Below are 13,486 nucleotides of genomic sequence, written 5' to 3'. Positions count from 1 at the left end.
GCTGCCGGGCAGAGATCGACGCGACGCCGGGCCGTGATCCGTCCGGTGTAGTGACAATAAAAATGTAAGTAAAATCAATCACTTGCGGCGCCAGTGAGGATACCCGGCGCCATCGATAACCAGGGGCTTCGGACATGAACCAATCGAAGGTTGCGAACCTATTCGGTGCGTCGATTCTCTTCGTGGCGGCGGCCGCGCACGGCCAGGCTCCCCCGCCGGCGCCGCCGCGGGGTCCGGCTGCGCCTGCTCCGGCGGCTGCGCCTGCTCCGGCGGCTGCGCCCGCTCCGGCGGCTGCGCCCGTGGCGGCTGCGCCCGCTCCGGCGGCCGCGGCTGCGCCGGCGGCGGCCGCGCCGGCGGCGGCGGCGCAGGCTCCCCAGCCGGACGCTGGCATGACGCAGCTGCCGACCGGCACGCAGGCGCCGGCCACGCCTCCGCCGATGCTGGGCACCGGGCCTGCGGCCGCGGCCCCGCCGCCGGCTCCCCCCGCGGACCTGGCCAAGCCGCCGGCCGCGACGCCCGTTCCCGTGACCTCCAAGTGGAAGGCCACGATCTACGGGATGGCGGAGTTCGACATCATGCACGACTCCACCCAGAGCTTCGGCGAGTCGGTGGGGGCCACGGTGATCCAGCGCGAGGACACCTATGCGGGCAGGCACGCCCGCACGCATTTCACGACGCGCAACTCCCGGCTCGGCGTCAAGGTGAGCGCGCCCGAGTACGAGGGGTTCAAGACCACCGCCGCCCTGGAGCTCGACTTCTTCGGCAGCCAGCCGCCCAACGTCTCGGAGGCCGCGCTGGTGAGCAGCGGGACCTTCCGCCTGCGCCAGGCGTACATCAAGGTGGAGTCGGATTACGTCGACGTGGTGATTGGCCAGACCTATCACCTGTTCGGGTGGCAGCCGTTCTTCTTCCCGGCCACCACGTCGTTCTTCCCGGTGATGAACCAGGTCTTCGGCAGGATGCCGCAGCTGCGCGTCGGCCACACCTTCAAGTCGGAGCCCTTGAACTTCGAGCTCGCGGCGGCGGCCGTCAAACCGCCGCAGCGCGACTCCGAGATTCCGGACATCCAGGCGGGGATGCGCTTCGGCGTCAACGGCTGGAAGGGGATTCACACGCTGGGCGCGGGCGGGATGTTGATCGACCCGCTTTCCATCGGCGTCTCCGGCACGTTCCGCCACCTGAAGGTGGCCGAGCACACCGCCGCCCCGCTCTACTCGAGGTCGGCCAACGGCTACGCGATCTCGGTCGACGCGATGGTCCCGATCATCCCGGCGAGCGCGCTCGACGATCCGGGCAATGCGCTGACGTTGACCGGCTCGTTCTTCTCCGGCACGGGCATCGCGGACATCGTGGGCGTCGCGAGCAACGTGCCGAGCCCGCCGCTCCCGGACGGCGCGGTCTACACGCCGGACATCGACAACGGCCTCGCGGTGTACGACGCGAACAACAACCTCAAGACCATCGGCTGGCGCGGGATGATGGTCGGTCTCCAGTACTATCTGCCGCCCTCGGGCCGCGTCTCCGTCTCCGCCAACTATACCCAGGGCTGGTCGGATCGGATCACGGCGGAGCACGGCTACAGGGACCTTCGCACCGCCTTCCGCGAGTCGCGCTACATCGATGGCAACCTGTTCGTCGACATCATGCCGGCGCTCCGCGCGGGCCTCTCGTTCCAGCGCTCGGAGCAGACCTTCGCCGACGACGTGACCGCGACCAACGAGCGCTTCAAGCTGTCGCTCTACAGCTTCTTCTGAGCGAAGCGCGGGCGCGCCTGGCGGCGGCGCTAACGCTCGCTGAGCGCTGCCCTCATCAACCCGTCGACGCACGCTGGCCATGCGGAGGGGTCGAGGAGCTGCGATGGATCGTACGACGCCGCGCCCTGCGCTGCTCCTGCGGGCGTGCCCAGGGCCCCCATGAGCCCGCGCAGGCCGGCGTCGGTGCCGCGCACGAGGCAGGCCACCATGGTGGCGGATTGCACGTAGAACAGGACCGCCTGCTCCGGGAGGAGCGTGTACGGGATCGATTGCTCCATCACCTCGAGGGGCATGGGGGCATCCCTCACCTGTTCGAGGCGGGCCGGATCGAGCCACCAGGCTTCGCGCGCGACGAGCATGGCGATGCCTTCTTGCGCCCAGGCCGGCCCCAGGATTCCTTGGCTCATCAGGGCGTGGTGCGTGTATTCGTGCACGACGCTGGCCTGCACGTCGTCGTGATCGAGGACCACGTGCAGGGCGCCGTCGTAGTAGGCGACCACGTTGCGGTTGGTGCACGCGGCGGCGACGAGCAGCTCCTTGTCGAAGTACGCGAAGACGTCCGGAGGCTCGGGATCGAGGCCCAGCTGCGCGAGCACCTCGCGTTCCGCCTGCTGGAGGTGATGCAGGAGAGGGAGATGCGCGCCTTCCGGCAGCCTGGGATCGACATAGAGCCGGCCGGCGGCGGCCCAGTCCTCGTTGCGGAAGCGCGCGATCAACGTCTGTCGGATCTGGGCGGCCTCGCTCGGGTCCGGGCACAGGCCAGGCTGCAACCGCCGCCGGAAGGCGGACTGATCCAGCCGGCGCGCGCGGTGCGGGGCGGCGCTTGCGTGGGCGGGGGCTTCCGTGAGGGGGCGCTCGGACGAGCCCTCGTCGACGGGGGCAGGCGGGGGTCCGGGCGGGATGGGGGGCTCCGGCCCCGGCGCCGTCCGCGCGGGCGGCGCGGCGGGAGGAGCGCCGGGGGCTGGCCCGATCGGTGTCGGCGTGGAGTTGGGGGCGCGCCGGTGCGCGCGGAGGGGGGGCGGCACGGGCGCCGGAGCGCCGGAGCTCCCCGCCGCCGACGTCGACCGAGGTTGGGCGGAGGCGCCGGCAGCACCCGAGCGTCGCGCCGTCCACGCGACGCAGATGGCCAGCGAGAGGACGGCGATCAGCCCCAGGGCGAGAATCAGGCGACGGCGAGCGAGAGTCACGGATGGCGGAGCGCAAGGGGTGTGCCGAGCGCTCGGTGTGCGCCTCGTGGTGCGTGCGAGCGGCCGTCCTGCGTCACCTCTGTCGAAGGTGTCACACACGGGGGGCATCGCCAGACGATTTGGCACCCCCAGTTGAGGCGACCGACCCAGGTTGCGGTACGGGCGGCGGGCCGAGCCGACTCAGGTCAGGGGCCCAAGCTGGAGGCGGAGGCGCCCGACCCAGGTTGGGGCGGCGACGACCGACCCAGGTTGAGGCGACCGACCCAGGTTGAGGCGACCGACCCAGGTTGAGGCGACCGGACCAGGTGACGATCGACGCCGCCACCGGGGTCGTCCAGGGCTCGGGCGCCACGTACGACCGGTTCGCCGCGCGGCACAGCGGCAAGTGCCTCGACGTGAACGGCGCCTCGACCGCCGACGGGGCGGTCGTGCACCAGTGGACCTGCAACGGCGGGAGCAACCAGGAGTGGCTGCTCCAGAGCGCCGGCGGCGGCTACTACCGCGTCGTCGCGCGGCACAGCGGTAAGTGCCTCGACGTGGTCAGCGGCTCGACCGCCGACGGCGCGGCCGTGAAGCAGTACACCTGCAACGGCGGCAGCAACCAGCAATGGGAGAGCTGGTGACGCAGCGCTGAGCGCCACCCAGGCGAGGCGGGTCGCCCTGCGCCCGCGAGGCGCACGGCCCTTCCCCGGCAGCGCGCCATCCGCTCGCTCCGCCCATGGAGAAATCTCCTGTGGGAGGACAGGTCCCGCGCCGCGTCGAAGCGCTGCTCAGGGGGCTTCGAGCTGCGTTCCCCGCTCGATTCCTGAGTATGCTGGCCGACGGGATGGCGGGCTCGCTCGCCGGTCACGCTGGGTGCGAGGGGCGCCGGCGGAGGCCGGAGGGGCGCCCGTCTCTGCAGGCCAAGGAGCGACGATGATGACGCCGAATCAAGCCGCCAAGGGATGTCCGGTGCTCCACTTCAAGCCGGACGCGCCGGGGTTTGACGCGAACCCTTACCCCGCATACACGGCGCTGCGCGAGTCCGCGCCGGTGTATTTCTGGCCGGACGCGCAGTCCTACGTGGTCAGCCGCTTCGACGACGTGGCGGCCGTGCTGCGCGATCCGCGCCTCGCGACCGACCCCGTGGCGGCCGGGCTGCGCGCGCCGGACGCGGGCCTGCCGGACGCGATCCGCGGGCCGTTCGAGCGGTCGCTGTTCCGCCTCGCCCCCAAGGACCACGCGCGCGTCCGCCGGGCCGTGAGCCCCGCCTTCACCCCGCGCGCGTGCGACCGCCTGCGGCCGATGATCCAGCGCATCGTCGACGAGGCGCTCGCGCCCTTCGAGGGCAAGGGCGAGATCGAGGTCGCGGAGTTCGCCGACTTCATCCCCCTGCGCGTCATCTCCGCGATGCTCGACATCCCGGGCGCGCACGAGAAGACCTTCCGGGACTTCGGTGAGGCGCTCATCAAGACCATCGATCCGCGCCTCACCCCCGAGGCGTACGCGGCGGTCGTCGCCCCGGTGCCCGCGGGCATGGCGCTCCTCCGCGAGCTCATCGCCGAGCGCCGCAGCCGCCTGGGCGACGATCTGCTGAGCACGCTCCTCCGCGCCGAGGCCGAGGGGGACCGGCTGAGCGAGGACGAGATGCTCGGGCTCGTCGCCGCCATCATCGCTGCCGGCTCGGAGACCACGGTGCATTTCATCTGCTTCGGCGTCATGTCGCTGCTCTGCGTGCCCGAGCGCGCGGCCGCGGTGCGGGCCGAGCCCGCTCTCCTGCGCAGCGCGATGGAGGAGCTCCTGCGCTTCGACAATTTCGGCAAGGGAGGGGTCGTGAGGTACTGCACGGAGGACGTCGAGATCGGCGGGGTGAACATGGCCAGGGGGTCGATCATCGTCGCGATCCTCCCGGCGGCGCTGCGCGATCCCCGCGCCATCCCCGACGCGGATCGCTACGACCCGCGGCGGCAGCACGACGAGATCCTGAGCTTCGGCCTCGGGCCGCACTACTGCCTGGGCGCGTCGCTCGCGCGGCTCGAGGGGGAGGTCGCCACCGGCACGTTGCTCCGCCGCTATGCAGACATGCGGGTCGTCGGCGAGCCCACGTACGCGGGGCATCCGACCCTCCGCAAGCTCTCGTCGCTGCGCGTGGCGGTGACGCCCGCGGCGCGGTCCGAGGTGGCCCGATGAGCCGGATCGTCGTGGACCGGGATCTCTGCGAGGCGAACCAGGCCTGCATGCGGGCCGCGCCGGAGGCCTTCCGCGTGGACGAGGAGGATCGGCTCCACGTCCTCCTGACCGAGGTGGACCCGGCGCTGCGCCCGAAGATCGAGCGCGCGGTGCGGGCGTGTCCGCGAAAAGCGCTCGCGATCGTGGATTGAGGGGGGGCCGGGGGGGCGCCCACGTCGCGGTTCGTGGTAGGATCGCGTTCCGCAAAGGAGATTTCATGCCCGCCGATGTGGACGCCGAAGTGGACAAGTTGACAGAGCTGGCGCTCGCCCTCCCGCCAGCGCTGCGTGAGCTCGTGGCGTACCGGATCTGGGAGAGCCTCCACGCCGAGGAGAGCTGGCCGCTCGCGCCAGGGCACCGCGACGAGATCCGAAGGCGAGCGGCGGAGGTCGAGGCAGGCACGGTACAGCTCGTGGACGGCGACGACGCTCTCCGCGAGGCGCGCGCCCGGATCGATGCGCGCCGGCAGTGATGCGGTTCCGGCTCCACCCGCGTGCGCTTCAGGAGTTCGAGGAGGCGGTCGACTACTATCTCGATCTCTCGCCGGAGGTAGCGTCGCGGTTCGTCGATGCGTTCGAGGCGGCGGTCAGCTTCGTTCGACGGAATCCTGACGCCGCAGCGCGCATCGAGGGGGACGTGCGCCGGTGGAACCTGCGGAAGTTCCCTTATGCCCTGATCTACCGGATCTCGAACGAGCACGTCGTTGTCCTCGCAGTGATGCCTGCTCGCCGCGAACCTGGATACTGGAAGAACCGAATCTCTTGATAGAATCAGGGGCTTGCTCCCAGTGGCACTCCTCCCGGGCCTCGGCGGGGCGAGCGCCGTCGAGCCCCCGTTCTCGGGCATGATGTGGACGAACGCGGCGCTCGTGGACCGGATCCTGTGCGACGGAACCGCGACGTCCATCCGAGGCTGGTGTCACCCGTGATCGGGTGACTACGGAAAAATCTAGACATCGAGCGAGCTCCTGCGGTGGCGCCGCCTCCCTCCGATTGGCCACCACCACGGAAGCGTCGCTCCCCGTCGAGCGAATGCTCGTATGCGCTTCGGGCGACACCGGAGCCGGGCAGATTCTCTGAAGGGAGGTCGCCTCCGGCGGCATTCAGCCTGGCAGCGTGACTCCTGGGCTCTCCCCGGAGCATGGCTGACGGAGCGGAACGGCCCTGCGCGGGCCGTTCCATCGCGTTCGCCGCTGCTCACGCTGTCGTTTCGGACAACCCTTCTCCGATCGGAGGCTGCTTCCATGTTCATGTCACCCTCGACGGTCTCATCGTCACGACGGACCGGAGCGTCGAAGCGGGCCCTGCAAGGGCTGACGCTGAGCTTGCTCTGCATCGCCGGCAGCGCGCACGCCCAGAACCACCCGTTCGGTAGCCACCACCAGGCCTACCACGCGTCGACGTTGCGCGTGTCGGCCGGCCAGGCTGCGGCCGACAGCGCAACATCAAGTTTCTACTGGCAGTGGAAGAGTCGCTACGTCGAGCCCGGTTGTCGGCCGGACGAATACCGCATCCGGGCCAGCACGGGCGACGGCGCTCACGTCGTGTCCGAGGGCCAGGGATACGGCATGCTGATCGCCGCGATGATGGCCGGGCAAGACGCCCAGGCGCGGACGATCTTCGACGGCCTGCACCGCTACAACCGCCGTCACCCCAGCCAGAACAACCCCGACCTGATGGCGTGGGCGCAGGACTCCAGCTGCAGCGACATCCTCGACCACGACTCGGCCACGGACGGCGATCTCGACATCGCCTACGCGCTGCTGCTCGCGGACGCGCAATGGGGCTCCAGCGGCGCGATCGACTACGCGGCCGAGGCCACCCGCGTGCTCAACGCGATCGCGGCGAGCAACGTCAACCCGACCACGCGGCTGGTCAACCTCGGCGACTGGGCCAAGTGGCCGGATGACCCGACGTATTACTATGCCACGCGCAGCTCCGACTGGATGCTCGGCCACTTCCGCAGCTTCATCGGCCGCGCCGGCACCGACTGGTCGCAGGTGCTGAGCGCGCACCAGACGCTGATCGAGACGATGCAGAACCGGTACGCCAGCTCGACCGGCCTGTTGCCCGACTTCATCATCAACACCCACACGACGCCTCGCCCCGCCGACGCCAACTTCCTCGAGGCGCCGCACGACGGCAGCTACTCCTGGAATGCGGCCCGCGTGCCGTGGCGCCTCGGCATCGACGCCGCCATCAGCGGCGACACGCGCTCGCGCAACGCGGCCAGCAGGATCAGCCGCTGGATCCGCGGCAAGACCGGGGGGAACCCGAGCAACATCCGCGCCGGATACACCCTCGCCGGCCGCGCGATCGAGCCCTACAACGACATGGTGTTCATGGCCCCGTTCGCGGTCGCGGCCACCACCGACGCCGGCGGTCAAGCGTGGCTTGACAGCCTGTGGAACGAGATCGTCTCCACCGCGCCCACCGAGGACTACTACGGCGACACGCTCAAGCTGCTGTCGATGCTGTGCGTCTCACGCAACTGGCTGACGCCGTGATCGAACGGAGCGCCGCGCCGGCGGTCGCGGCTCAGAGGGCCTCGACCCGCATCGGCGGCTGCGCCTCTTCTTTCTTCTAGCGCGGACCGATGAGCTTCGCCCGGTGGCCGGGTCTCTACATCCGGACGGCTTTGCCGCCCGCCCTTTTCCGGAGGCCACCATGTCCGCTGTCTCGTCCGTCGGGCCTCCGGGTCGTCGGCCCGGACGGCGGCCGGCCGTCGCTGAAGCAGGCGCTGGTCCGCGAGGCGTTCACGCTCGTCGGCTCGATCCCGATCGTCGGGCCGTTGCTCGCGCTCGCCGCCTGGGTGTGGATCGGTATGACGATCCGCTCGAGCCCGCTCCGCCAGGGCAAGCACGACCTGCTCGCGGGCGGTACGCGGGTGGTGCGCGTCCGGTAGGCGCACCGCGAAGCTCGTCGAGACGCGTGAGGGCTCCGTACACCACAGCACATCATCCCAGAGCTTCCGCGTCGGCCACCGAATCGGTATTGGGCCATACGCATGTGGCTCACGTCACGTGGCCGGCGCGCCCTGCGCTCCTCGTCGCCGGTTGGTCCCGCGCGTCGCATGCGATAGAAGTGACGAGACACGAACCGAAAGGCGCGGGGGACGCCGGAGGCGATGTGCCTTGTCCCGTCATCTCCTGCGCCCTCGGCGCTCTCTCTCTCGCCGCTCGACACCTCACGAGACCGCTTGTCCGACGCGAGCGGCGCCTCGCGAGCACCCCCCGCCCCGACAGAGCTCCTCACGCAGAGACAATGGCCCTACTCTCCCGATACACGCTCGATGAGCCGATTCACGAAGGCAGATCCGCCATCCTGTACAGGGGGCGCCGCAGCGCCGACGGCGTCCCGATCGTGGCCAAGGTCCTGAGGAGCGAGTACCCGGAGCCGCGGGAGATCGCCAAGCTGAGGCACGAGTTCGCCATCCTGAAGCAGCTCGTCCTGCCGGGCGTGGTGCGGGCCCACGCGCTCGAGAAGCACCACCACGGCGTGGCCCTCGTGCTCGAGGACACGGGCGGCCGGTCGCTGGCCCAGGTCATCGCCCGGGAGCGCCTCGGCCTGGAGACGGTCCTCCGGATCGCCGTGTCGCTCGCGGACACGCTCGGCGCCGTGCACCAGCGCAACGTCATCCACAAGGACATCAAGCCTCACAACATCCTTGTCCGGACGGAGGAGCCGCTCTCGGTCAAGCTCGCCGATTTCGGCATCGCCACGCTCCTGTCGCAGGAGATCCAGCGCGCGCAGGCGCCCGACGCCCTCGAGGGCACGCTGCTCTACATGGCGCCGGAGCAGACCGGGCGGATGAACCGCGTCGTCGACCGGCGGACAGACCTGTACTCGCTCGGCGCCACGCTCTACGAGCTCCTGACCGGAAAACCGCCCTTCCCGGTCACGGACCCGCTGGAGCTCGTGCACAGCCACATCGCGAGGACGCCGCCGCCGCCGCGCGCGCTCGCGCCGGAGGTGCCCGAGGTGGTCTCGGACATCGTGATGAAGCTCCTGTCGAAGGCCGCGGAGGACCGCTACCAGAGCGCTCAGGGGCTCAAGCACGACCTCGCGGCGTGCCTCGAGAGGCTCGAGTCGACCGCGCGCGTCGCGCCGTTCTCGCTCGGCCAGCGGGACGCGTCGGGCGAGCTGCGCCTGTCGCAGAAGCTCTATGGCCGCGACGCGGAGCTCTCGACGCTCGCGTCCGCCGCCCTGCGGGCCGCCGCGGGCGCGGCCGAGCTCGTCCTGATCTCGGGGCACGCCGGCGTCGGCAAATCGGCGCTCGTGGGCGAGCTGCCCAGGGTCCTCACCGGCGAGCGGCGCTCGTTCCTCCTCGCCGCCGGCAAGTTCGAGGAGCTCTCGCGCGGCACGCCGTATGTCGGCGTCGCCCGCGTGCTCCAGGACGTCGTGCGGCAGATCCTGGCGGAGCCGGCGGAGGCGCTCGCGCGGCAGCGGGCGGCGCTGCTGCGCGCCGTCGGCCAGGGCGGTCAGGTGCTCGTCGACCTGGTCCCGGAGCTCGGGCTCCTGCTCGGTCCCCAGCCGCCGGTCCCGGAGCTCGGCCCGACCGAGGCGCAGAACCGCTTCGCGCTCGTCGTGCAGCGCTTCTTCCACGCGCTCACCGCCGAGCGGCCGCTCTGCCTGTTCCTCGACGACCTGCAGTGGGCCGACCCCGCCTCGCTCAAGCTGCTCCCGCTCCTCCTCGCGGGCCCGGCCAGCGGCCCCTCGGAGGGGGACGGCGGGCACCTGCTCGTCATCGGCGCGACCCGCGCCGGCGAGGTCGACGCGGCGCACCCGCTCGCGACGGCGCTCGACGCGCTGAGGGAGGCGGGCGGCGCCGTGCGCGCGATCGAGCTCGGCCCGCTGCCGCTCTCCGACGTCACCCGGCTCATCGCCGACACCCTCGCCTGCGGCGAGGAGCGGGCCGCGCCGCTCGCCGAGCTCGTCTTCGAGCGGACCGGGGGCAACCCGTTCTTCCTGAGCCAGGTGCTGCTCGCGCTGCACGAGGCGGGAGAGCTCGCCTTCGACGAGCGCGAGGGCGCCTTCTCGTGGGACCTCGATCGCATCCGGGAGCGCGGCCTCGCGCGCGACGTCGTGGCGCTCATGGCGAGCAAGATCGAGCGGCTCGCGCCCGAGACGCAGCGCGCGCTGAAGCTCGCCGCCTGCGTGGGCCACGAGTTCACGCTGAAGCTGCTCGCGACGCTGCACGGGAAGTCCCCGGTCGAGACGGGCCGCGATCTCTGGGGAGCGCTGCGCGAGGGGCTCGTCCTGCCGCGGGATCCCGAGTACCGCCTCCTCTACGACGACAGCACCGCGGCGTCGTTCGACGTCTCGTACCGGTTCCTGCACGACCGGATCCACCAGGCCGCGTACGCGCTCATCGAGGGCGATCTCCGGGAGGAGGCGCACCTCACGATCGGGCGCCTCTTGCTGGCGAGCGGCGACCGCGAGGTCGACGAGGACCACCTGTTCGCCGCCCTGCGCCACCTGAACCTCGTCGCGGCGCGGCTCGACGCGCCGCACGAGCGGCGGCGCCTCGCGGCCTGGAACCTGACGGCGGGGCGGAAGGCCAAGGCGGCGACCGCGTACCAGGCGGCGGCCGCGTACCTGCGCGCCGGGATCGCGGCGCTGGGGGAGGCGGGCTGGGAGGCTCAGCCCGACCTCGCGTTCGCGCTCCGGCTGGAGCGGGCCGAGTGCGAGTACCTCGCCGGCGATCACGGCGCGTCGGAGCGCCTGTTCGAGGAGCTCCTGCCGCGCGCGGGGTCCCGCGTCGAGCGGGCGCGCGTGCTCAGGCTCCGCGCGGTCCTCTACCTCACCTCGAGCCGGTTCGCGGACGCCGTGAGCGCCGGGGTCGAGGCCCTCGCGCTCTTCGGCATCGACGTGCCGAACGGCGAGGGCGCGCTCGGGGCCGCGTTCGGCGCTGGTCTCGAGGAGGTGAGCCGCAACCTGGCCGGCCGCAGCCCCAGCGACCTCGCCGCCGCGCCGGAGATGACCGATCCGGACGCGCGCGCCGCCTGCGAGATCCTCTCGACCCTGATCCAGCCGGGGCCCCTCATCGGCCCCGTCCTCTACGGGTTCCTCAACGTCACGCAGATCAACCTGTTCCTGAAGCACGGCCACACCGAGCTGTCGGCGTACGGCGCCATCTCCTTCGGGTTCATGCTGGCGATGGTCCTGGACCGGCACGACGAGGCCCGCGCGTTCAGCGAGCTCGGCCTGGCGCTCCAGGAGCGCTTCAGGAACGACGGCCTCGCGTGCAAGCTGAACGAGCTCATCGGCGTCTTCAGCCACTTCTTCCGGCCCGTCCGCGCGTCGCTCGCCTACCTCGATCGGGCGCAGCAGGCCGGCCTGGAGTCCGGAGACTTCCTCTACCTCTCGTACGCGCTCTTCCACGCGGTCGCGATCCGGCTCTGCGCGGGCGACGAGCTCGGGGCGGTGCGCGCGGACGCGGGCCGGGGCGTCGAGCTCACGCGGCGCACGCAGGTCGCCATTTGTGAGGCCGGGCTGCTCCTCGTGAAGCAGGCGGCCGCGAGCCTCGCCGGGGGCACCGAGGGGCCGCTGAGCCTGAACGGCGACGGCTTCGACGAGGCCGCCTTCGTCGAGGCGCACCGGGGGCCGGACGCCGAGTTCATCGCCTGCGCCTATTACCTGCTGAAGGCCGAGCTCGCGTACCTCCACGAGGAGCACGCGGCCGCGCTCGCGATGGCCGCGGAGGCCGAGGCGCGGAGCGCGAGCGGCAACAACCTCTACCTCCTCACCGAGCTCTCGTTCTACGTGTGCCTCGCGATCCTCGCGGCGGACGCACCCCCCGAGGCGGCCGCGCCGGCCGAGGCGCTCGCGCGCCACCGCGCGAAGCTCGCGGCGTGGGCCGAGCGCTGCCCCGAGAACTTCCAGCACAAGCACGCGCTCGTCCGCGCCGAGGCGGCGCGCGCGTCGGGCGAGGGCCTCGACGCCGCGCTGCCGCTCTACGACGAGGCGATCGAGGCGGCCCGGCAGAACGGCTTCGCGCACCACGCGGCGCTCGCGAGCGAGCTGTGCGCGAGGCTCCTGCTCGAGCGAGGCAGGCCGAAGCTCGCGCGCGTCTACATGACCGACGCCTACTACGGTTACCTCCAGTGGGGCGCGACGGCCAAGGCGGCGCGGCTCGCGCAGCGCCACGCGCACCTCCTCCTGCCGGGCGAGCCGGCGGCGCGCTTCGTCCCGTCGGCCACCGTCTCCAGCTCGTCCAGCAGCACCGGGGGGCTCGGCTTCGACGCCCTCTCCGTCCTCCGCGCGGCCCAGGCCATCTCGGGCGAGATCGTCCTCGACCGGCTGCTCGCGCGGCTCGTCGAGATCCTCGTCGAGAACACCGGCGCGCAGCGCGGGATCCTGCTCCTCCAGCAGGGGGGCGCGCTGCGCGTCGAGGCGGTGATCGCGGTGGCTCCGGAGGAGCGGGCGTTCGGCCCCGACGCGGCGGCGCGCGTGGGCGACGCGCTGGCCATGAGCGTCGCGCGCCACGTCCAGCGGACCCGGGAGCCGGTCATCACGGGGTACGCCGCCGCCGGGCGGCGCTTCGCCGACGACCCCCACATCGCCGCGAGGCGGCCGAGGTCGATCCTCTGCCTGCCGCTCGCGCACCAGGGCCGCCTCACGGGCGTGCTCTACCTGGAGCACGGCGCGCTCGGCGACGCCTTCTCGCCGGCGCGGCTGGAGATCCTCCGGGCGCTCTCGTCGCAGGCGGCGAGCGCCATCGAGAACGCGCAGCTCTATGCCCGCGTGGAGGCGATGCGCGAGGAGCTCCAGCGCTCGAACGCGTCGCTCGCGCGGGAGGTCGCGTCCCAGACCGAGCAGCTCCGCGCGGCCAACGAGCAGCTCACGCGCGAGCTCGCCGAGCGCGAGCGGGCCGAGCGCGAGCGGGCCGCGCTCCAGGACGAGGTGCTGCGCGCGCACAGGGCCAGGCTGCTCGAGCTGTCGAGCCCGATCATCCCGATCACCGACAGGATCCTGGTCATGCCGCTCATCGGCCAGATGGATGCAGAGCGCGCGGAGCAGATGCTCTCGACGGCGCTCGAGGGAGCGGCGGCGCATCGGGCCGAGGTGGTGATCATCGACATCACGGGGATCCGAGCGGTCGACACGGGCGTCGCGAGCACGTTGCTCAGGGCGGCGGGGGCCCTCCGGCTGCTCGGCACCCGGGTCGTGCTCACCGGGGTGCGCGCCGAGGTGGCCCAGGCGCTCGTCGCGCTGGACATCGACCTCGGCGACCTCGTCACGATGGGGACGCTGCGGAGCGGCATCGCGTACGCGCTCCGCCGCCCGGGCGGCTAGCCTCGAGGGAGCGGTGGCCGCAGCGGCCTCGCGAACGCCG

The 13,486-nt window shown here is 71.9% G+C and carries 11 protein-coding genes; 10 read left to right on the top strand and 1 reads right to left on the bottom strand.

Annotated elements, in window-relative coordinates:
- The first annotated feature begins 299 nt into the window (after positions 1-299).
- Positions 300-1,754 carry a hypothetical protein gene (locus tag WMF26_RS31500; protein WP_437995715.1) on the top strand — a complete coding sequence of 485 codons (1,455 nt, stop codon included), beginning with the start codon at positions 300-302 and terminating at the stop codon, positions 1,752-1,754.
- A gap of 29 nt (positions 1,755-1,783) precedes the next feature.
- On the opposite strand, the gene WMF26_RS31495 is transcribed toward WMF26_RS31500, so the two are convergent.
- The gene (locus tag WMF26_RS31495; protein WP_437995714.1) at positions 1,784-2,524 is read right to left on the bottom strand and encodes a translation initiation factor IF-2; all 741 of its coding nucleotides are present in this window, start codon (positions 2,522-2,524) and stop codon (positions 1,784-1,786) included.
- A gap of 722 nt (positions 2,525-3,246) precedes the next feature.
- Here WMF26_RS31495 and WMF26_RS31490 point away from each other — a divergent pair.
- The 9 genes from WMF26_RS31490 to WMF26_RS31450 all read left to right on the top strand — a co-directional run bounded on the left by WMF26_RS31490 (position 3,247) and on the right by WMF26_RS31450 (position 13,446).
- A complete protein-coding gene (locus WMF26_RS31490) occupies positions 3,247-3,564 on the top strand; it encodes an RICIN domain-containing protein (protein WP_437995713.1) in 318 nt (105 codons plus the stop codon).
- Between the two features lie 292 nt (positions 3,565-3,856).
- Complete coding sequence (locus WMF26_RS31485; RefSeq protein ID WP_437995712.1) at positions 3,857-5,110, top strand: cytochrome P450; 1,254 nt, start codon at positions 3,857-3,859, stop codon at positions 5,108-5,110.
- The gene (locus WMF26_RS31480) at positions 5,107-5,301 is read left to right on the top strand and encodes a ferredoxin (protein ID WP_020738187.1); all 195 of its coding nucleotides are present in this window, start codon (positions 5,107-5,109) and stop codon (positions 5,299-5,301) included. Before WMF26_RS31485 ends, WMF26_RS31480 begins: the two co-directional genes overlap by 4 nt.
- A 65-nt stretch (positions 5,302-5,366) precedes the next feature.
- Positions 5,367-5,621 carry an addiction module protein gene (locus WMF26_RS31475; RefSeq protein ID WP_437995711.1) on the top strand — a complete coding sequence of 85 codons (255 nt, stop codon included), beginning with the start codon at positions 5,367-5,369 and terminating at the stop codon, positions 5,619-5,621.
- On the top strand, positions 5,621-5,914 hold the full coding sequence (locus WMF26_RS31470; RefSeq protein WP_437995710.1) for a type II toxin-antitoxin system RelE/ParE family toxin: 294 nt from the start codon (positions 5,621-5,623) through the stop codon (positions 5,912-5,914). The genes WMF26_RS31475 and WMF26_RS31470 overlap by 1 nt, the downstream gene beginning before the upstream one ends.
- Before the next feature lie 13 nt (positions 5,915-5,927).
- Positions 5,928-6,077 (top strand): hypothetical protein, encoded by a 150-nt coding sequence (locus WMF26_RS31465; RefSeq protein WP_437995709.1) that lies wholly within the window; start codon positions 5,928-5,930, stop codon positions 6,075-6,077.
- A gap of 396 nt (positions 6,078-6,473) precedes the next feature.
- A complete protein-coding gene (locus WMF26_RS31460; protein ID WP_437995708.1) occupies positions 6,474-7,655 on the top strand; it encodes a glycosyl hydrolase family 8 in 1,182 nt (393 codons plus the stop codon).
- Between the two features lie 89 nt (positions 7,656-7,744).
- Positions 7,745-8,053: an RDD family protein gene (locus WMF26_RS31455; RefSeq protein ID WP_437332045.1), complete on the top strand. Its 309-nt coding sequence runs from the start codon at positions 7,745-7,747 to the stop codon at positions 8,051-8,053.
- Positions 8,054-8,412: 359 nt separating this feature from the next.
- A complete protein-coding gene (locus tag WMF26_RS31450) occupies positions 8,413-13,446 on the top strand; it encodes a protein kinase domain-containing protein (protein WP_437995707.1) in 5,034 nt (1,677 codons plus the stop codon).
- Positions 13,447-13,486: the final 40 nt, after the last annotated feature.

Origin of the sequence: Sorangium sp. So ce185 (assembly GCF_051526825.1) — a bacterium.
Classification (GTDB): domain Bacteria; phylum Myxococcota_A; class Polyangia; order Polyangiales; family Polyangiaceae; genus Sorangium; species Sorangium cellulosum_D.
This window is presented reverse-complemented; position numbering and strand designations above follow the sequence as displayed.